The organism is Herbivorax alkaliphila (genome assembly GCF_030848475.1).
Lineage (GTDB): Bacteria > Bacillota > Clostridia > Acetivibrionales > Acetivibrionaceae > Herbivorax.
Genome location: NZ_JAVDDS010000046.1, coordinates 1 through 20,450, shown reverse-complemented (window position 1 = coordinate 20,450; position 20,450 = coordinate 1). Strand labels below are relative to the sequence as shown.

The following is a 20,450-nucleotide window of genomic DNA, read 5'->3' as shown; positions in this document are numbered from 1 at the left end:
TGTTGGATTTGATATAATTTTATTGTAAGATAAATTGAATAAAATGTTTTTAAAGAGCATTTATGTTATGAGCTAGTTTGGTTTTTAGATGTTTTGAAAGATAGTAAATAAAGTTTTATAAATGTAAGGAGTGATTTAAATGAAACTTTTGACAAATGTAATGGAACAAGTTAAAAAGAGGAATACTAATGAACCTGAATTTCTTCAGGCAGTAGAAGAAGTTTTAGATTCCTTAGAGGTTGTTGCAGAAAAAAACCCTAAATGGGTAAAGGAAGGCATATTTGAAAAAATCATAGAACCTGAAAGACAGATTATTTTTAGGGTGCCATGGGTTGATGACAATGGTAATGTTAAAGTCAATAGAGGGTTTAGAGTTCAGTTTAACAGTGCTATTGGTCCTTATAAAGGTGGTTTGAGATTTCATCCATCAGTTAATGTAGGAATTATTAAGTTTTTAGGTTTTGAACAAATTTTCAAAAACTCACTTACAGGACTTCCGTTAGGCGGAGGTAAAGGTGGAAGTGACTTTGATCCAAAAGGAAAATCTGATGCTGAAATAATGAGATTTTGCCAAAGTTTTATGTTGGAGCTTTATAGACATATTGGAGCTAATGTTGATGTTCCAGCAGGAGACATTGGAGTAGGAGCACGTGAAATTGGTTATATGTATGGGATGTATAAAAAAATAAAAAATGAATTTACAGGGGTTTTGACTGGAAAAGGTTTAACATGGGGTGGAAGCCTTGTAAGGACAGAAGCAACAGGCTATGGTCTTTGTTATTTCATGGATGAGGCAATGAAGTCAATTAAGGGTAAATCTTTTGATGGTGCGAATGTAGTTGTTTCTGGTTCTGGAAATGTTGCTATGTACGCTACTGAGAAAGTTTATCAATTAGGCGGTAAAGTAATTGCGTTAAGTGATTCAAGTGGATATATTTATGATCCTGATGGAATTAAACTTGATACAGTTAAGAAAATTAAAGAAATTGAGAGAAAGAGAATAAAAGAATATGTTAAGTATCATCCAGATGCAACATACACAGAAGGTTGTAGAGGGATTTGGTCAATAAAATGTGACGTAGCACTTCCGTGTGCAACACAGAATGAGCTTGATGAAGAAGCTGCAAAAACATTGGTTGCTAATGGGTGTTATGGAGTAGGAGAGGGAGCTAATATGCCTTCAACACCTGAAGCAGTAGATGTATTTATAGAAAAAGGTGTTGTTTTTGGTCCGGGTAAAGCTGCTAATGCAGGTGGTGTTGCTACCTCTGGTCTTGAAATGTCTCAAAACAGTATGAGATATTCATGGTCTTTTGAAGAAGTTGATGCAAAATTAAAAGATATAATGGTTGACATATATAAAAGTGCAAGTGAAGCTGCAAAAGAATATGGTTTTGAAAATAATTTAGTAGCAGGTGCAAATATTGCTGGGTTTTTAAAAGTTGCATCTGCAATGTCTGCACAAGGCATATAAAAAATTTTAATCTGAATTTTTATCAATCTCCTTGCCTTTTTAGGTAGTGGGTTGCATATAATAATTTTCATTCACATAAATAACATGTATTTTAATTAGTATCCTCTCTTTAAAAAATAAAAAAACATGGGAATGTAAGTGTGGTTCCCATGTTTTTTTATTTTTTTGAAATCTATGGACAATCGAACGTATGTTTGGTATAATTTAATTATAGTATTTTTGTAAGAGGTGGTATTATGAACAAAGTAATTTTAATGGGGAGATTGACTAAGGATCCTGAAATGAGGTATACAAATGTGAGCAACATACCTGTATGTCACTTTACCTTAGCTGTCAACAGAAAATTTAAAAGACAGGGGGAAGAGAGACAGGCAGATTTTATACCTGTAGTTTCATGGGATAAGTTAGCGGAATTTTGTTCTAGGTATTTTGTAAAAGGTCAGCAAGTTGCTGTAACAGGAAGAATTCAAGTAAGAACATGGGATGATAATGATGGCAAAAGACATTATGTAACTGAAGTTGTTGCAGAAGAGGCATATTTTGCAGACAGCAAAAAAGAATCCGGTGTAAATAATGAATCCAGTGTTAAAGAAGATGAAAATAAAAATCTTGATGCTCACAATCATGAGGATTTGCCATTCTAAAAAAATTGTATTCACAGTAAACGGAATGCTATTTATATGCCTAGACTGACAAACTTTAGTTTCTAAAATATTGTTCTTCATCTTTAATATATACAGTAAAACAGTAAAATTAACAGTTGACATGAGTCTGTAGAATAATATATAATATAAAGTGTGCTATATTTTGAAGTTTTCCATTTAAATCCATACTTTGGAATGTAGCTTTATGGAATGTAGTTTTAATCGTAGCACAATTGTTACCATCGGAGGGAGGGAAATGCGTGTCTGAAATTAAAGTCAAAGAAAATGAGACTCTCGATAGTGCTCTTAAAAGATTTAAGAGACAATGCGCTAAGTCAGGCGTTTTGGCAGAAGTTAGAAAAAGGGAACACTACGAGAAACCGAGTGTAAAGAAAAAGAAAAAATCTGAAGCAGCAAGAAAAAGAAAATTCAAGTAATAGCATAGCAGTATTTATAAGGGAATGTTTTAAGTGCCATAAGTAAATGTATTTGTATGGCAAAGTCGGAAGTGCTTCAGGTAAGAAGATGTAAAAGCCCTTGATGATGATGGTCTAATGATTTTAAATAATAACTAATTAAAGCAAGCAATTATAAGTGGGGGGTCTTCTGAGAAAGGTGAAGTCTAGAAGACATAATCTGAGATTTTAGATGATATATAAAGTCTTTTGGTTATCTATTTCGCCGTAAGACACGTTCTTTAAGATAGGTGATATAGGAGAGGCTTTAATAAGAATTCGGTAGGGCATACCGACAACCCTTGTGGAGAGTCTGCATTAAGTAGTTTTGTGAAGCAAGAATATTTCTTTCTTTAGAAAGAAGAAACTGCCAATAGTTTCTCAGTAAGCTATTTTTTAAAAAAATATTTACTTGTTTAGAATATTTTTGAGAATAGTTAAGATGTCTTCTATCATACAGATGACAAAGCACAAATGGTACTTCCGAAGGTAAGTATAGAAAGGAAGATTACGGGAAAATATTAAAATAAGATAAAAGTAAAAGCTCGATGAAAATCGAGCTTTTTATAATGTAAAGTAAAGCTATTTTATCACTTTTGCTTTAAGACATCTTTACTTAAGGTGGGTGATAAAGGTTTTAATTCTATGTTGGTTTTTGGGGTGATATAGTGAAAATAAAGAAAATATGGGATACAGGTTATGTTCCCTTTAATGAGATTGAAAAATTAGCCAGTAAAGCAGGTATTTCAAATTTTCTTGCAAAATTTTTTTTAAGTAGAAAAATTAATGATGTAAATATTATAAATAAATTTTTAAATCCTAATTTAGATGATTTAGAAGATGCTTTTCTTTTAAAAGATATGGACATAGCTGTAAAAAGGATAATTAAAGCTATAGATGGCAGGGAAAAAATATTAATTTATGGAGATTATGATGTAGATGGTGTTACAAGCACCTCTATTTTATATAAATTTTTAAAAACTCAAAATGCTTGTGTGGATTACTATATTCCAGACAGATTTGACGAGGGGTATGGATTTTCTCAAAGTTCTGTTGAAAAAATAGTAAATAAAAAGGTTGATCTGATTATAACCGTTGACTGTGGCATTACCGCATTGGAAGAATCAAGATTTTTATCAGAAAAAGGAATAGATATGGTTATTACAGATCATCATGAGTGCATGGATAAACTTCCTGTGGCTATAGCTGTGGTGAATCCTCAAAGACTTGATTGTTGCTATCCTAATAAAAATTTAGCTGGAGTCGGAGTGGCCTTTAAAGTTATTAAAGCTCTCTCAATAGAAATGAATGTAGAATTTGACCAACTATCCTATCTTGATTTTGTAGCACTTGGAACTGTTGCAGATGTGGTTCCTTTAACTGGTGAGAATAGAGTTTTGGTTAAATTTGGCCTAGAAGCAGTGGGTAATACTTCAAATATCGGGCTTAAGTCTCTTATGAAAGTTTCAGGAATTTTAGACAGGAAAATTACCACTGTAGATATAGGGTATATAATAGCTCCAAAGATTAATGCAGCAGGGAGACTTAAAGATGCAGCAATGGCGGTAAAGCTTTTGATAACTGACAATGAAACTGTGGCAGAAGAGATTGCCTCTAAATTAGATAAACAAAACAAAGAAAGACAGAGCATAGAAAAAGAGATATTTAAGGAAGTAACAAGTATAATTGAGAAAGAATCTTGCATGGAAAAAAATAATGTTATGGTAATTTGGGGAGAAAATTGGCATCAAGGGGTTATTGGGATAGTAGCATCTAAAGTTACAGAAAAATATAACAAACCATGTATATTAATTAGTGTATCTGATGGAGTTGGGAAAGGTTCAGGAAGAAGTGTAGAAGGTTTAAACTTGTTTAATGCCCTTAACTTTTGTGAAAGTGTTTTGGATAAATTCGGGGGGCATGAAATGGCAGCAGGTTTAACTGTCAAAAAAGAAAATATTGATGAATTTACAAAACTTATAAATGAGTATGCTGATTCTTCTTTGGATGGTTCTTGTTATGTTCAAAAAATAAAAATAGATACAACTATCAAAAGAGAAGAGATTACTTTGGAAAATGCACGTAAATTAAGCCTATTAGAACCCTTTGGAACTGATAATCCAGAGCCATTGTTTAAGCTTGAAAGTGCAAAAATCAGTGAATTAAGGGCAGTGGGAAATGATAGCAGGCACTTAAAATTGAAAATTGAAAATAATAAATCTGATATAGATGCAATTGCCTTTAATAAAGGTGAGTTGGCCAATATGTACAAAAAATCTGATATATTGGATGTTGCATGCATATTGGATATAAATAATTGGAAAGGAAGGGAGAGTGTTCAATTAAAGGCTAAGGATATAAAACCTGCATTTGAGATAGCATTAAAAAATAAGTTTTTTTTAAGTCTTGATAAATGTTTAGAGTTTAAGGAAAAAACTATAGAACACAGCAACATTAAAAATATTTCTTCGATTGTTCTGAGTAAAGATTTAAAGGAGTATTTACACCTTTATAAGTCTGAAAAGAAAACAGTGGTAATTATGGTGAACTCAATTGAGTCTGTAAAAGATATTATGAAACTTTTTAGAAAATGTAATTTTGAATTTGATTTAAAATACTCTATGAGTTTTTCTAAAGTAAAAATGAATACTTCTAAATTACATGTTTTGATAAATCCAGATCCTTCTAAATTACAGTTATCAGAGTTTGAAAAGGCAATAATATATGGGAATTGGTTTTGTGAAAATTATTTGAATAGAGTTTTAAATAGTATTGATTTAAATGAAATTTATATTTATAATAAAATAAATTTCAATTTTAATAAAAATGATATTATACCTGACAGGCAGGATATGGTTTTTTTATACAAGCATTTAAAAGCAAGTTCTAAAACAAATTTTGTTTTAGATAATTTATTTGTTTTTTCAGACCTAGTATCAAAAAAGTATGATATCAATATGAATTACTTTAAAGTAAAAAAAATTTTTCAGATTTTTAGTGAGTTATCCTTTTTAAAAAGTGAATTGTATGGTAAATATGGAGTGAGCATAAAAATGCTTGATACAGGTAAAGAGAAAAAAAGTATTGAAAATTCATCTATTTATAGAAGCATTAATAATCTTAAGAAATAGACAGATTAAATGTATCCTGCGAACATGCTTTTATGTTCAAAAGAAAAAAAATATGATATTATGTATTTATGTTTTGTTTGATAAAATAGATTTTGTCAGGAGGAAGTTTATGGATTTAAAATCGAAATTACGTCAAGTTATGAACTTTCCTAAAGAAGGTGTTAACTTTATTGATATTACAACAGTATTGCAGGATCCAGAAGCTCTTAAGAAATGTATTGATAAGATGAAGGATGAAATTGAAAAATTTGGTGAATTCGATGTTATTGTGGGACCAGAGTCAAGAGGATTTATTTTTGGAACTCCTTTGGCATACGCAATTGGAAGGGGATTTGTACCAATAAGAAAAAAGGGTAAACTTCCTTACAAAACTATATCAGTGGAATATCAACTGGAATATGGTACCGATATGTTGGAAATACATATTGATGCGATATCTAAAGGACAAAAAGTCATTATTGTGGATGACTTGCTTGCTACTGGAGGAACTACAGAATCTAATATAAAACTTGTTGAAAAACTAGGTGGAAAAGTTGCAGGAATTATATACTTTGTTGAACTTGAGTTTTTAAATGGAAGAAAAAAATTAGAAGGCTATAACGTAAAATCAATTGTTCAGTTTTAATAATGTGAAGCATTCTTGGAGGAATTTTAATGTGCGATAGCTATAACAAACTTGTAGAAAAAATAAAAAAATATAATTCTAAATGTGATTTTACACTGCTTGAAAAGTCATATGTTCTTTCTAAAGAAGCACATGAAGGCCAGCACAGAGTTTCAGGAGAACCGTTTTTTACACATCCTATGGAAGTTGCTTTTATTTTAGCAGATCTTGAGCTGGATTGTACTTCAATAATTGCTGGAATTCTTCACGATACTATTGAGGACACCAAGTATAATTATCAGCAGCTTAAATCAATGTTTGGCAAAGAAGTAGCAGACTTAGTGGACGGTGTTACCAAATTAGGTAAAATTCCTTATACAACAAAGCAGGAGAGGCAGGCTGAGAATTTAAGAAAGATGTTTCTTGCTATGGCAAAAGATATAAGAGTTATTCTTATAAAACTTGCAGACAGGCTTCACAATATGAGAACGTTAAAATACATGAAGGTTGAGAAACAAGCTGAAAAGGCGAAGGAAACTTTGGAAATTTATGCACCACTGGCTCACAGATTGGGTATTTCTAAAATTAAATGGGAATTAGAAGATATTTGTTTAAGATATATAGATCCAAAGGGGTATTATGAACTGGTAGAAAAGATTGCTAAAAGGAGAAATGAAAGAGAAGACTATATTAAAAATATTTTAAAAACGCTAAAAGAAAAAACTAAAGAGATTAATGTTGAAGCACAACTTGATGGAAGACCTAAACACTTTTATAGTATATATAGAAAAATGGTTCGGCAAAATAAAACACTAGAGCAGATATATGATCTTTTTGCCGTTAGAGTTATTGTAAGTTCGGTAAAGGATTGCTATGCAGTGCTGGGGCTTGTTCACGAGATTTTTAAACCTATGCCTAGAAGATTTAAGGATTATATTGCGATGCCTAAACCAAATATGTATCAGTCGCTGCATACCACTGTGATAGGGCCTGAAGGAGTGCCTTTTGAGATTCAAATAAGAACCTGGGAGATGCATAGAATAGCTGAAGTTGGTATAGCAGCCCATTGGAAGTATAAAGAAGGGGGCAATTCTAATAACAACTCAGATAAAAAACTTGCTTGGCTAAGACAGCTTTTAGAGTGGCAAAAAGAAATGCGAGATGCAGATGAATTTATGGAGACTTTGAAGGTTGATCTTTTTACAGACGAAGTTTTTGTTTTTACTCCTAGAGGTGATGTTATAAATCTTCCAGCAGGTTCAACCCCTATTGATTTTGCATATTCCATTCACAGTGCAATTGGAAATAAAATGTCAGGTGCAAAAGTAAACAGTAGGATAGTACCTATTGAATATGAACTGAAAAATGGAGATATAGTGGAGATTTTAACAGCTTCAAATATTCACGGACCAAGCAGGGATTGGCTTAAAATAGTAAAAAGCTCTCAAGCACGTAATAAAATCAACCAGTGGTTTAAAAAGGAAAAAAGAGAAGAAAATATTATAAGAGGAAAGGAAATGATTGAAAAAGAATTAAAAAAACAATCGTTAACCTTTAATCAACTATTTAAACCTGAATGGATTGAAATTGTACTTAGAAAATATACTTTTCTTTCTATAGAAGATGTTTATGCGGCAATAGGATATGGTGCATTAACTGCAAACAAGGTGATTTCAAGGCTTAAAGAGGAATATAGAAAAACAATTAAGTCAGAAGAACTTGCAAAAGATATGGTTAAAACAGTAAGTAAACCTAAAAATCAGGAAAGAAGAAAAAGTGTTCCGGAAAATGGTGTTGTAGTAAAGGGTTTGGATAATTGCCTTGTTAGAATTTCTAGATGTTGTAATCCGGTACCTGGAGATGATATAGTTGGATATATTACTAGGGGGAGAGGTGTATCTGTTCACAGAAGCGATTGTCCTAATGTGGCAGACACTATAGATGGTGATAACAGGCTTATTGAAGTTTCTTGGTATACTGCAAATAATGTAGCTTATAAGGCGGATATTACAGTTGTTGCCAATGACAGAACGGCTCTTTTAATGGAAATAACAAATGTCATTGGGGAATCAAAAATTCCTTTAAAGGCTATAAATGCAAGAACAGGCAAAGATCAAATTGCAATAATGAGCCTTACACTGGAAATAACAAATACAGAGCAGCTTGAAAAAATAATTAAAAAATTAAAGAAAGTTGATTCTGTTTTTGAAGTAACGAGAAAAAAGAAATAATATTGTAAAATAGAGTTAAGGAGAGGTAAAATGCGAGCAGTAGTACAGCGGGTAAATTTTTCCAAAGTTACTGTGGAAAAAGAGACTGTTGGGGAAATTAAAAAAGGTCTTAATGTTCTTTTGGGCATAGGTAAAGAAGATACTCAAAAGGATATTGAATATTTAGCAGACAAAATAATAAATTTGAGGATTTTTGAAGACGAAAATGGGAAAATGAATATTTCCCTAAAAGACGTAAATGGTGAATTGCTTGTTATATCACAATTTACTCTTTATGCAGATTGCAGAAAAGGAAAAAGGCCTGGCTTTGACAAAGCTGCAAGGCCAAAAGATGCGGAAGATATTTATAAACAATTTATAAAAGAGTGTGAAAAGTATGATGTAAAAGTTGAGACGGGTACATTTCAAGCAATGATGTCTGTGGAAATACATAATGATGGACCTGTTACAATACTTTTAGACAGTAAAAAAGAATTTTAAGTTTATAGGGAGGGTTTTTATATGCTAATTGAGTGTTTACCTACTGGGATGATTGATTCTAATTGTTATATTGTATATGATAACAACGAGGGAATTATTATAGATGCAGGTGTTGACACCAGTGAAGTTTTAAATGTTTTAAATGAGAAAAAAATAAATATAAAGTACATTGTTCTAACCCATATTCATATTGATCATATATGTCATGTTGATGAACTTCGTGAAAAAACAGGGGCTAAAGTTTTAGTTCATAAAAATGACAGCGAGAAGCTTTTAGATCCAATGTTAAATGGTTCTGGTTTTTTTGGACAAAAAACTTCTTTTAAACCTGCAGACAGGGTTTTAGAAGACAACGATGAAATTAGTGCTGGAGGAATTAATTTTAAAATAATCCACACTCCAGGTCACTCATCTGGAAGCATTTGTATAAAAGGTGAAAATAATTTATTTACAGGAGATACATTGTTTAAAATGGGAAGGGGAAGGACAGATTTAGGAGATGGCAATGAACGTGATATATTGTCATCAATAAAAAAAAGACTTATGACTTTTGATGATGAAACTGTTGTATATCCAGGTCATGGAGACTCTACAACCATTGGAGCGGAAAAAGTCTTTTACTAAAGCTAAACATCGAGGCTTCAGGTGGGGACTCAACTTCACCTGAAAATTTATAAGAGCAACTCCACCTTATAGAAGGTGGAGTCTTAAAATAAGATAAAGTTAAACGAGTTTACTTGTGTTTAATTTTAATATATAAAACTAATAAATTGGAGGTTTGTGATGTTAACAAAGTCACCAAAAGGAACAAGAGACATTCTACCACAAGAGATACACAAATGGCAGTACATAGAGAATTTGATGGCAGAGATTTGTAGTAATTTTGGCTATAAGGAAATTAGATTTCCCGTATTTGAGCATACTGAATTGTTTCAAAGAGGTGTTGGGGACACTACAGATATAGTTCAAAAAGAAATGTATACATTTTTAGATAAAGGGGATAGAAGTATAACTCTAAGACCAGAGGGGACTGCTGGTGTTGCTAGGAGTTATATTGAAAATGGAATGGCTTCTTTGCCACAGCCTGTAAAACTTTACTATAATATTACTGCCTATAGATACGAAAATGTACAAAAAGGTCGTTATAGGGAATTTCATCAGTTTGGAACAGAAGCTTTTGGGTCTAAAGGGCCATCTATAGATGTTGAAGTAATAGCGATGCTGGATGATATTTTAAGTAAATTAGGCATTAATGATGTTGAACTTAATATAAACAGTATAGGTTGTAAAGAGTGTAGAGATGAATATAATAGCAAACTTAAAGATTATTTAAGACCAAATTTACAAAAGTTATGTAAGACGTGTGAGGAAAGGTTTGATAGAAATCCTTTAAGAATTATTGATTGTAAGGAAGATTCCTGTAAAGAAATCACAGAGAAAGCTCCGGCACTTATTGATAATTTGTGTGAAGAATGTAATAATCACTTTGAGGGTTTAAAAAAGGGATTAGATAACTTAGAAATTAATTATAATATAGACAAAAACATTGTAAGAGGCCTAGACTATTACACAAAGACAGTTTTTGAGTTTGTGTCAAAAAACATAGGTTCACAGGGAACAGTCTGTGGTGGAGGCAGGTACGATGGACTTATAGAATCTTTTGGAGGGGCACCAACACCAGCTATTGGTTTTGCTATTGGTTTAGAGAGGCTTCTTATGGTTATGGAAACTCAAAATATTGAAATTCCAGATTCTACAGGCATTGATATTTTTGTTGGAACTATAGGTGATCAGGCACAAAAATATGCTCAGAAACTAGTGTTTAATTTGAGAAAAGAGGGACTTAGTGCTGAAACTGACTTGATGGGAAAGAGCGTTAAAGCACAGATGAAATATGCAAACAAACTAGGAGCACGTTTTTCCATTGTATTAGGAGATAATGAAATTGATACAAATAAAGGTTTTTTAAAAAATATGGATAGCGGAGAACAAAAAGAAATAAGTTTAGATACAGTTATTGATAGATTGAAGAATTTTTAAAGATAACATTATAATATACAAAAGTTAATATGATAGGAGTGAAAAAATGGGTGAATCAATTTATGGTTTAAAGAGAACTCATTATTGCACTGAAATTACAGTTGACGATGTAGATAGAGAGGTTACTGTAATGGGATGGGTTCAAAAAAGAAGGGATTTAGGAAAGCTTATATTTGTTGATTTAAGGGATAGGACAGGCATTGTTCAAGCTGTATTTAGCAATGAGTCAAAAAAAGAACTTTTTGAAAAAGCTGAAAAAATAAGAACTGAATTTGTACTTGCAATAAAGGGGAAAGTTGTAAGGAGAACTGGTGATGCTGTAAATCCTGATATGATTACAGGGGAAGTGGAAATATTAGCAGAAGAACTTAGAATATTAAGCGGGGCGGAGACGCCGCCTATGTACATTGAAGAAGACTCTCAGGTAAATGAAGCTTTAAAGCTTAAGTATAGGTATATTGATTTGAGAAGACCTGATATGCAAAGGAATATTGTGCTAAGACACAGAGTATCAAAAGTTGCAAGAGACTATTTTGATGACAATGGGTTTCTTGAAATAGAGACACCAATGCTTACAAAAAGCACTCCTGAGGGAGCAAGAGATTATCTTGTACCCAGTAGAGTTCATCCAGGGAAGCTGTTTGCTTTGCCTCAATCGCCTCAATTATTTAAGCAGCTTTTAATGGTATCTGGATTTGATAGATATTTTCAAATTGTAAAGTGTTTTAGAGATGAAGACTTAAGGGCTGACAGACAGCCAGAGTTTACTCAAATAGATTTGGAAATGTCCTTTGTAGATATTGAAGATGTAATTGAGATTAATGAAGGATTTATCAAAAGACTTTTTAAAGAAGTTCTTGAAGTGGAAGTTGACAGTCCATTTGAAAGAATGTCATATAGGGAAGCTATGGATAGGTTTGGATCTGATAAGCCTGATGTAAGATTTGGTTTAGAGCTTATAGATTTATCAGATGTAGTTAAAGACTGCGGCTTTAAGGTTTTTTCAGGTGCAGTAGAAAAAGGTGGAAGTGTCAGAGCTATAAATGCAAAGGGATGTGGAAGTAAATTTAGCAGAAAAGAAATAGATGCTCTTGGTGAATATGTGAAAGATTATAATGCAAAAGGAATGGCATGGATAGTGGTGGAAGAAGATAAACTTAAATCACCAATTACAAAGTTTTTAAAGGAAGATGAGGTTAAATCTATACTTGAAAAAGTTGAGGCAGAACCAGGGGATTTAATTTGCTTTGTGGCAGACAAAGATAGAATTGTATTTAGTGCTCTTGGTGAGTTAAGACTTGAATTGGCAAGAAAGCTGGATTTAATTGATGATAAGGAATTTAAATTTTTGTGGGTTACAGAGTTTCCTCTTTTTGAATACGATGAAGAGCAAGAACGTTATGTAGCAAAACATCATCCATTTACTGCTCCTATGGACGAGGATATGAAATATATTGAAACAGAACCAGAAAAGGTAAGGTCTAAGGCATTTGATATTATTCTCAATGGAAATGAAATTGGAGGGGGAAGTATAAGGATACATGACCAAGAACTTCAGTCAAAGATGTTTAAACACTTAGGTTTTACTCAGGAAGAGGCAAGAGAAAGATTTGGTTTTTTACTGGACGCATTTCAATATGGTACACCACCACATGGAGGGCTGGCATTTGGACTTGACAGGCTTGTTATGCTTATGGGGGGATGTGAAAGCATAAGAGATGTAATAGCCTTCCCAAAAGTGCAAAATGCATCCTGTCTTATGACAAATGCTCCTGACAATGTTGAACAAAAGCAGCTTAAAGAGCTTCATATTAATTTGGATACTTAGGAATTTTTGTAGCAAAGACAGCATAAAATGGAAATCGGATGGAGGATTTCTCCATCTGATTCGTTATATGAAGTTAATATTTAACTCAAATCTTTATTTTGAAATGTTTCTTTAATATTAAATTATATACCTATCCACTTGAAAAATGATAATAAATTATATAAAATTTATTAGTATGGGTTTATTGTGTTTTTAAAGTTTAGAGAATAAGTTGTGGTTAAAAAAAAGGGGGGCTTATTACGGATAAGAAAAGTATTATAAGAGAAGTACTGGATTGGGTTATTCATATAGCAGTTGCAATAATATTGGGCGTTTTAATTGTAAATTTTGTTGCTCAAATTACTGTTGTTGAAGGAAGTTCAATGGAAAATACTCTTTCTAATAATGATAGATTGATTATTGAAAAAATAAGTGCTAGGTTTGGTAAAATTGAAGCAGGGGATATTGTGACATTAGATGACCCTGAGGGTGATGATGGGATACGTTTTAAAAATAGTCCTCTAATAAAAAGAGTTATTGGAGTAGAAGGAGATTTAGTAGAAATAAAAGAAGGAAAGGTTTTTGTAAATGGTGAAATTTTGGAAGAGAACTATAATATAAGAGGGGATAAAACATTTTTGGAAGATGATGAGCATGCCAGTGTTAAAGTTCCTGAAGGCTATGTATATGTGATAGGAGATAATAGAATGCTAGGACAAAGCACTGACAGCAGAAATTTTGGAGTTATAAAAACCGATTATATTGGTGGAAAGGCTATTTTGAGATTTTTTCCTTTTAGCAGGATAAGTCTTTTGAAAGATTGAAAAAGTATGAGATGCTTTTAACAATTATGTTAAGATGCAGTTTGAAAGGGGCGTGAATGTAGCTTAAGTGAGCTGCTGTCTTATGAATAAATTATTAAATGTAGGGTTAGATGTTGGTTCCACTACAGTTAAATTAGTCATTATTGGAAAAAATGACCAGATAATATTTAGTAAGTATCAAAGACATTATTCAGATATTAGAAAAACCATATTTGAGCTTTTAAGTGATGCATGTCAAATGTTTGAAAACGAAGATATAACCATAATGGTAACTGGATCAGGTGGCATGTCTGTTTCTAAGTGGTTGGAAATTTCCTTTATTCAAGAAGTTATTGCAAGTACAAAGGCAATAGAAAGATTTATACCCCATACAGATGTTGTTATTGAATTAGGTGGAGAGGATGCTAAGATAACTTTTTTTGAAGGAAGTATAGAGCAGAGGATGAATGGAACCTGTGCTGGGGGAACTGGAGCTTTTATAGATCAGATGTCCTCACTTTTAAAGACTGATGCTAAGGGGTTAAACCAATTGGCAAAAGGCTGTAAAGTTATTTATCCTATTGCGTCTAGGTGTGGTGTTTTTGCTAAAACCGACATACAGCCTTTGATAAATGAAGGGGCAGCAAGAGAGGATATAGCTGCTTCTGTTTTTCAATCGGTTGTCAACCAGACAATAAGTGGCTTGGCCTGTGGTAAGCCTATTAGAGGCAATGTGGCTTTTTTAGGAGGACCTTTGCAGTTTTTATCTGAATTGAGATTAAGGTTTGTAGAAACCTTGAAACTTAGAAGGCATCAGGTTATTTTTCCTGAAAATGCTCAGCTTTATGTTGCATTAGGTGCAGCATTAGAATCAAAAAATACAAAAGCTGTTCCAGTAAAGCTTTTTAAAAAAAGGCTTGAAGTACTAAAAAAAGTGGTGGTTCATGAAGTTGAAAGATTAGAACCTCTGTTTAAAAATAGTGATGAGTTGAGTAAATTTCAAAAAAGACATAAGAATAACACCTTAAAAAAAAGAGATATAAAAAGTTTTAAAGGAGAATGTTTCTTTGGATTAGATGCAGGGTCTACAACCACAAAGGCTGTGCTTATGGACAAAGAAGGTGCTCTTTTATATTCATTTTATGGAAGCAATAATGGAAACCCAGTTACATCTGCCATTAATATTTTAAAAGAGATTTATTCTCTATTACCTAAAAACTCTAAGATAGTAAACTCAGCAGTTACAGGATATGGAGAAAATCTTTTAAAAGCTGCTTTAGGTTTTGATGTTGGCGAAATTGAGACAATTGCCCACTACAAAGCCGCAGAAGCTGTTTTACCAGGAGTGGATTTTATCCTTGATATTGGTGGTCAGGATATGAAATGTCTAAAAGTTAAAAATGGTGTGATAGATAGTATAATGTTAAATGAGGCCTGTTCTTCAGGTTGTGGCTCTTTTATAGAAACTTTTGCTCATTCTTTAAATATGGATGTGGCAGACTTTGCAAAAGAGGCTTTATTGGCTAAACAACCTGTTGATTTAGGATCTAGGTGTACTGTTTTTATGAATTCTAAAGTTAAACAAGCTCAAAAAGAAGGAGCATCTGTAGGAGATATTTCAGCAGGTCTTTCATATTCTGTTGTAAAAAATGCACTTCAGAAGGTAATCAAAATTAGAGATCCTAAAAAAATGGGAAATAAAATAGTTGTTCAAGGAGGAACGTTTTATAATGATGCAGTGCTTAGAAGTTTTGAGCTGATTTCAGAAAATGAAGTTGTAAGGCCTGAAATTGCAGGGCTTATGGGGGCTTATGGGGCTGCACTAATTGCTTTAGAGAGAAATGTTTCAGGTGAAAAAAGTTCACTTTTTGATATGGATAAGATTAATCAATTTAAAGTAAATGTGTACATGGAAAGGTGCGAAAAATGTGGAAACAACTGTCTTTTGACTATTAATAGCTTTGGTGATAAAAGAGAATTTGTTTCAGGAAACAGATGTGAAAAAGGTGCTGGTATAGTAGTTAAAAATAAAGATGTTCCCAATTTATATAATTATAAATACAGAAGAGTTTTTTCTTATGAACCTCTTAATATGGACGAAGCCTTAAGAGGTACAGTTGGGATTCCAAGAGTGTTAAATATGTATGAAAACTATCCATTTTGGTTTGCTTTTTTCACTCAATTAAAATTCCGTGTAGAACTTTCCCCAAGGTCTACCAAAAAAATATATGAACTTGGAATGGAGACCATTCCTTCCGAATCTGTATGTTATCCTGGTAAATTAGTTCATGGACACATAATGAGCTTAATAAATAAAAATGTAGATTTTATATTTTATCCATGTATCCCATATGAAAAAGAAGAATATAAAGATGCAAACAATTATTATAATTGTCCTATAGTTACTTCTTATCCTGAAGTTATAAAAAATAATATGGATATACTGAAAGAAAAAGATATAGAATTTAAAAATCCTTTTTTACCATATAATGATGATTCCAGACTTGTTGAAAGGATGTATGAAGAATTTAAAGAGTTTAATATTTCTAAAGCTGAAATAAAAAAGGCTGCGTCTCTTGCGAGAAAAGAAGATAAGCGATTTAAAGAAGATATTAAGTTAAAAGGTGAAGAGGTTTTAGAACATCTTAAAAAGACAGGAAAGAAAGGTGTGGTTTTAGCCGGGCGTCCATATCATATAGACCCTGAAATAAACCATGGAATTCCTAATATAATAACAGAATACGGTATGGCTGTTTTAACAGAGGACTCCATATCTCATTTAGTGAAAGATCAAATTTCATTGAGAGTTGTGGATCAATGGATGTATCATTCAAGACTGTACAGAGTAGCTGATTTTGTCAAAGACAAAAGCTTTCTTGAAATTATACAACTGAATTCATTTGGCTGTGGTCTTGATGCTGTGACAACTGATCAGGTGGAGGAAATTTTGGAAAGTTGCGAAAAAATATATACAGTACTAAAAATTGATGAGATAGACAATCTTGGTGCAGCCAAAATAAGAATTAGATCATTGAAAGCTGCAGTTGATGAAAGAGATAATAATAAGTTTATTCCTGAAAAAAGTGAGTATTCTTGTGACAGAGTTTTATTTACAAAAGAAATGAAGAAAAAACACACTATTTTGGTTCCACAAATGTCACCTATACATTTTCAATTTTTGCAGGAGGCTTTTAGAGCTTCAGGATATAATCTAGAAGTATTGCCTTCTGTTGATAAAAAGGCTGTTGATGAAGGTCTTAAATATGTAAATAATGATGCATGTTATCCTTCAATAATTGTAATAGGGCAATTGATGGAAGCTTTAAAATCTGGAAAATATGATATTAATAATACGTCACTTATGATATCTCAGACTGCTGGAGGCTGTAGAGCTACTAATTATATAGCTTTTATAAGAAAAGCTTTAAAAGACTCAGATCTTTCTCATATACCTGTAATTTCTTTAAACTTTGCAGGTCTTGAGAAAAATCCTGGTTTGAAATATACGCCAAGCCTAGTTAATAAGTCGATGATGGCACTTGTTTATGGTGATATTCTTATGAAGGTTCTTTATAGAATAAGACCCTATGAAAAAATAAAAGGCTCTGCAAACCTTTTATACAATACATGGGTTGAAAAATGTAAAGAATCTGTGAGAAATGGTAAACACAAAGAGTTTAAAGAGAATATCTACAATATTGTAAAAGATTTTGACTATTTAAAGATAACTGATGAAAAGAAACCAAAGGTTGGTTTGGTAGGGGAAATACTTGTTAAATTTCATCCTACAGCCAACAATGATATAGTAGATGTCATTGAAAAAGAAGGGGCAGAGGTTGTAATGCCAGATTTAATTGGCTTTGTGTTATATGCAGCATACGATGCCAATTTTAAATACTCCCATCTTTCAGGTAAAAAAAGCACAAAAATAATAAAAAATGGAATTATAAAGTTAATTGAATACTATAGAAAGCATATGAAAAATGCTCTTTTAGAAAGTGAGCGTTTTTACCCGCCAGATTCAATAGATGAATTGGCCGAACTTGCATCTGATGTGTTATCGCTAGGAAATCAGACAGGTGAAGGGTGGTTTTTGACAGCAGAAATGATTGAACTTATTTTAAGTGGTGCACAAAATATAGTTTGTATGCAGCCTTTTGCCTGTTTGCCTAATCATGTTACGGGAAAAGGTATGATTAAAGAATTAAAAAAGCGATATCCAACTTCAAATATTACGGCAGTAGATTATGACCCAGGAGCTAGTGAAGTAAATCAGATAAATAGGATAAAGCTTATGCTTTCTACAGCTTTTAAAGAATTTGACAAAAAGCAATTGTGTAATGATAGCGTTGATGAGGAGATAAAAACAACCGTATAACAATTAAATTAAAAAAGGATTGCCTGTTAGTTTAAAACAACAAAGGGGAATGGTAGCTTTATCGTTTTGCTACAGAATAAACTTTGAGCAGGCAATCCTTTTATAGTAAGACTTTTTTTAATTGTTTCCTATGTAAGAATTTACAAGGCTAAACTATCTGCACTTAGAATGTTGATATATGGATCACCTATGTCAGTGCTTTTAGAAAAGGTGAATTGGCTGAGAACATTTTTGTTTCCACAACACTCGCATTGAAAAGTAAGACCGTCTAGTTTAGAAACTTCAGATTCAGGTAGGTTTAAAATAACTGACTTACAATTGTAGCATATTAAAGACTTGAAATTATACATGAGAGTTCCTCCTTTAAAGTGTATTAATTAGTTTAATAGATTTTAATTACATGGATTTGTTACAGAAATTAAAACTGCATTTAAAATTTATTTTATTATAAATTTATTCGTACTTAAAGCAAACGACCACAATAGTTATTAATCGACACAAAATAAATCAAAAATAAACACTTCGTTGCATTGTAACATTAAGAAATCTAAGATTTGAAACATTATGTTGACATGCCATCTTTAGCTTATTTATATTATATAATTTTTCCTTTAATAAATCAAGTCCTCGAATAAAAAAAAATTTTGAGAATATAATTTACTGATAAAAATATTAAAAAGAAGTTATATTTATTTAATTTTGTACAAATAACGGAGGATAAAAGATGATTTTTAAGTTTAAAAAGTACTACAAGAAATTTTTATTGTCTAAAAAAATTCTTTGTTTAGTGTTAGCATTTTTATTGGCAATTAAAATTGGCACAACATTTGGAGATGTTTTCTATAATTCAGAAAATAAAATTATTGAAAGCATAGAGGCTGAAACATTCAGGAATACATTAAACAGTACTTTGCCTGTAATTGATACTATATATAACAGTGGTAGTACAAGCCTTTCATTTTCTGGACAGTTAAGAGCAGTGATAAAGAATTTATTTCATTTTGACTTAGGGTATCCGATAACTCTGCTAAATGCACAGTCCTCATATTTTAAAAACTTTTATATAAATGGCTATAACACCTATGTAAATGATAGCAACAAACCATATCAACCATATGTTTATATTGCAGATTTAGATAATCAAGAAAGTCTGGATTCGGAAGATAAGTTTGAGAATAGACAGAGCAGTATAACATATAATGGTGAAGACAATGATAGGGAATATTCTGAAAAAGATGCAATAACTATGGAAAAAATAGCAATAAACAACCATCAAACCAATTATAATATAGATATTAAAAAATTGATGGAGGAGCCTTTGAAATTAGATTTTGAGAAAAAGGGGCCTGAGGTATTAATTTATCATACCCATACTACAGAAAGCTTCTTGAAAGATTTAGGACAATTAAGTCAAAGAGGAATTCCAAACAGAACTACAGATGCTACAAATAATGTTGTAAGAGTTGGAGAAGAATTAGCACAGATTTTAAGAAAAAAATATAATATTGAAGTTATACATAATTCCACAATACATAACTATCCAAGTGATGTTGGTGCATATGGAAGATCTTTAAATACAGCTTCAAACATTTTAAACAGTTATCCATCTATACAAATTGTATTAGATATTCATAGAGATGGAATAGATGGTGATAAATTAAGGGCAGTAACTGAAATAGATGGAAAAAAGGTTGCAAAAATAATGTTTGTAGTGGGGACTGATGCTTCTGGATTAAATCATCCAGAATGGGAGGAAAACCTAAAGTTAGCTGTAACACTTCAAAATATACTAAATCAAAAGCATTCGGGAATTACAAGACCTATTTATATGAGTCAGCATAGATATAATCAACATCTAACCAATGGTGCACTGTTGGTTGAAATTGGAGGCGATGGGAATTTAATAAGTGAGTGTTTGGAAAGCACAAAATATCTTGCCGAAGCAATTGATGAAGTTTTAAACCAGCAGTGAAATCTTTTAGCTAAGTGAATAAAAGTTTTATACTTTTGTTTATTGTGAATACTAACTGGTGATAATATTATCAATACAGGGGAAAGTTGGTATAACAATGAAAAGGTTAGAAAAGTATAGAACTATTAGGGTTGAACGGAAAAGATGTATATTTATATCTATAATCTGCTTTGTTATAATTTGCACAGGTATACTTATAGTGGATTATTCTCTAAATGGTCTAATGAATAATGAAGATAGTATTAACTTGCTTGGTATTAAAAAAATAGAAGGTGGGTATTATCACATTACAATGTTTAATAAAAATTTATATTTTAACACAGATTATATCCAAGAAGACCTCAATGACTTTGTGGAATGGGTAAAATCCCAAAGAAAAAATTATAAAGACTAAAAATTTTTCTGTTCACATGATATTTGTTATGTTATAA

15 protein-coding genes are annotated in these 20,450 nt (G+C 31.9%); 14 read left to right on the top strand and 1 reads right to left on the bottom strand.

The annotated features are described in order from the left end of the window. The first annotated feature begins 139 nt into the window (after positions 1-139). From gdhA to RBH29_RS14000, 12 genes are all read left to right on the top strand, one after another. On the top strand, positions 140-1,474 hold the full coding sequence (gdhA, locus tag RBH29_RS14055) for an NADP-specific glutamate dehydrogenase (RefSeq protein WP_306697563.1): 1,335 nt from the start codon (positions 140-142) through the stop codon (positions 1,472-1,474). 236 nt (positions 1,475-1,710) lie between these two features. Beyond that, on the top strand, positions 1,711-2,118 hold the full coding sequence (locus RBH29_RS14050; RefSeq protein WP_306697562.1) for a single-stranded DNA-binding protein: 408 nt from the start codon (positions 1,711-1,713) through the stop codon (positions 2,116-2,118). 260 nt (positions 2,119-2,378) lie between these two features. After that, positions 2,379-2,555, top strand: coding sequence for a 30S ribosomal protein S21 (rpsU, locus tag RBH29_RS14045; RefSeq protein ID WP_306697561.1), 177 nt, complete (start codon positions 2,379-2,381; stop codon positions 2,553-2,555). A 686-nt stretch (positions 2,556-3,241) separates the two neighbouring features. Further along, a complete protein-coding gene (gene recJ, locus RBH29_RS14040) occupies positions 3,242-5,704 on the top strand; it encodes a single-stranded-DNA-specific exonuclease RecJ (RefSeq protein ID WP_306697560.1) in 2,463 nt (820 codons plus the stop codon). A 109-nt stretch (positions 5,705-5,813) separates the two neighbouring features. After that, positions 5,814-6,329: an adenine phosphoribosyltransferase gene (locus RBH29_RS14035; RefSeq protein WP_306697559.1), complete on the top strand. Its 516-nt coding sequence runs from the start codon at positions 5,814-5,816 to the stop codon at positions 6,327-6,329. 29 nt (positions 6,330-6,358) lie between these two features. Further along, positions 6,359-8,539 (top strand): RelA/SpoT family protein, encoded by a 2,181-nt coding sequence (locus RBH29_RS14030; protein WP_306697558.1) that lies wholly within the window; start codon positions 6,359-6,361, stop codon positions 8,537-8,539. Between the two features lie 30 nt (positions 8,540-8,569). Further along, positions 8,570-9,019 carry a D-aminoacyl-tRNA deacylase gene (dtd, locus tag RBH29_RS14025; protein WP_306697557.1) on the top strand — a complete coding sequence of 150 codons (450 nt, stop codon included), beginning with the start codon at positions 8,570-8,572 and terminating at the stop codon, positions 9,017-9,019. A 21-nt stretch (positions 9,020-9,040) separates the two neighbouring features. Then, the gene (locus RBH29_RS14020; RefSeq protein WP_306697556.1) at positions 9,041-9,643 is read left to right on the top strand and encodes an MBL fold metallo-hydrolase; all 603 of its coding nucleotides are present in this window, start codon (positions 9,041-9,043) and stop codon (positions 9,641-9,643) included. A 159-nt stretch (positions 9,644-9,802) separates the two neighbouring features. After that, a complete protein-coding gene (gene hisS / locus RBH29_RS14015) occupies positions 9,803-11,059 on the top strand; it encodes a histidine--tRNA ligase (protein WP_306697555.1) in 1,257 nt (418 codons plus the stop codon). Positions 11,060-11,105: 46 nt separating this feature from the next. After that, positions 11,106-12,887 (top strand): aspartate--tRNA ligase, encoded by a 1,782-nt coding sequence (gene aspS / locus RBH29_RS14010; RefSeq protein ID WP_306697554.1) that lies wholly within the window; start codon positions 11,106-11,108, stop codon positions 12,885-12,887. A 236-nt stretch (positions 12,888-13,123) separates the two neighbouring features. Continuing rightward, positions 13,124-13,690, top strand: coding sequence for a signal peptidase I (lepB, locus tag RBH29_RS14005; RefSeq protein ID WP_306697569.1), 567 nt, complete (start codon positions 13,124-13,126; stop codon positions 13,688-13,690). An 82-nt stretch (positions 13,691-13,772) separates the two neighbouring features. Continuing rightward, positions 13,773-18,047, top strand: a complete 4,275-nt coding sequence (locus RBH29_RS14000; RefSeq protein ID WP_306697553.1) for a 2-hydroxyacyl-CoA dehydratase — start codon at positions 13,773-13,775, stop codon at positions 18,045-18,047. Between the two features lie 140 nt (positions 18,048-18,187). Here the strand turns inward: RBH29_RS14000 and RBH29_RS13995 are convergent, their stop codons facing one another. Continuing rightward, on the bottom strand, positions 18,188-18,397 hold the full coding sequence (locus RBH29_RS13995; protein ID WP_306697552.1) for a hypothetical protein: 210 nt from the start codon (positions 18,395-18,397) through the stop codon (positions 18,188-18,190). A gap of 374 nt (positions 18,398-18,771) precedes the next feature. On the opposite strand from RBH29_RS13995, the gene spoIIP reads away from it, so the two are divergent. Continuing rightward, positions 18,772-20,019 carry a stage II sporulation protein P gene (spoIIP, locus tag RBH29_RS13990; protein ID WP_306697551.1) on the top strand — a complete coding sequence of 416 codons (1,248 nt, stop codon included), beginning with the start codon at positions 18,772-18,774 and terminating at the stop codon, positions 20,017-20,019. Between the two features lie 58 nt (positions 20,020-20,077). After that, positions 20,078-20,413 (top strand): hypothetical protein, encoded by a 336-nt coding sequence (locus tag RBH29_RS13985; protein ID WP_306697550.1) that lies wholly within the window; start codon positions 20,078-20,080, stop codon positions 20,411-20,413. Positions 20,414-20,450 lie beyond the last annotated feature (37 nt).

Coding starts and splice junctions, on each gene's coding strand:
- spoIIP (WP_306697551.1), top strand. CDS start 18,772: ATGATTTTTAAGTTTAAAAAGTACTACAAGAAATTTTTATTGTCTAAA.
- RBH29_RS14020 (WP_306697556.1), top strand. CDS start 9,041: ATGCTAATTGAGTGTTTACCTACTGGGATGATTGATTCTAATTGTTAT.
- aspS (WP_306697554.1), top strand. CDS start 11,106: ATGGGTGAATCAATTTATGGTTTAAAGAGAACTCATTATTGCACTGAA.
- RBH29_RS14050 (WP_306697562.1), top strand. CDS start 1,711: ATGAACAAAGTAATTTTAATGGGGAGATTGACTAAGGATCCTGAAATG.
- dtd (WP_306697557.1), top strand. CDS start 8,570: ATGCGAGCAGTAGTACAGCGGGTAAATTTTTCCAAAGTTACTGTGGAA.
- RBH29_RS14000 (WP_306697553.1), top strand. CDS start 13,773: ATGAATAAATTATTAAATGTAGGGTTAGATGTTGGTTCCACTACAGTT.
- hisS (WP_306697555.1), top strand. CDS start 9,803: ATGTTAACAAAGTCACCAAAAGGAACAAGAGACATTCTACCACAAGAG.
- RBH29_RS14035 (WP_306697559.1), top strand. CDS start 5,814: ATGGATTTAAAATCGAAATTACGTCAAGTTATGAACTTTCCTAAAGAA.
- RBH29_RS14030 (WP_306697558.1), top strand. CDS start 6,359: ATGTGCGATAGCTATAACAAACTTGTAGAAAAAATAAAAAAATATAAT.
- RBH29_RS13995 (WP_306697552.1), bottom strand. CDS start 18,397: ATGTATAATTTCAAGTCTTTAATATGCTACAATTGTAAGTCAGTTATT.
- gdhA (WP_306697563.1), top strand. CDS start 140: ATGAAACTTTTGACAAATGTAATGGAACAAGTTAAAAAGAGGAATACT.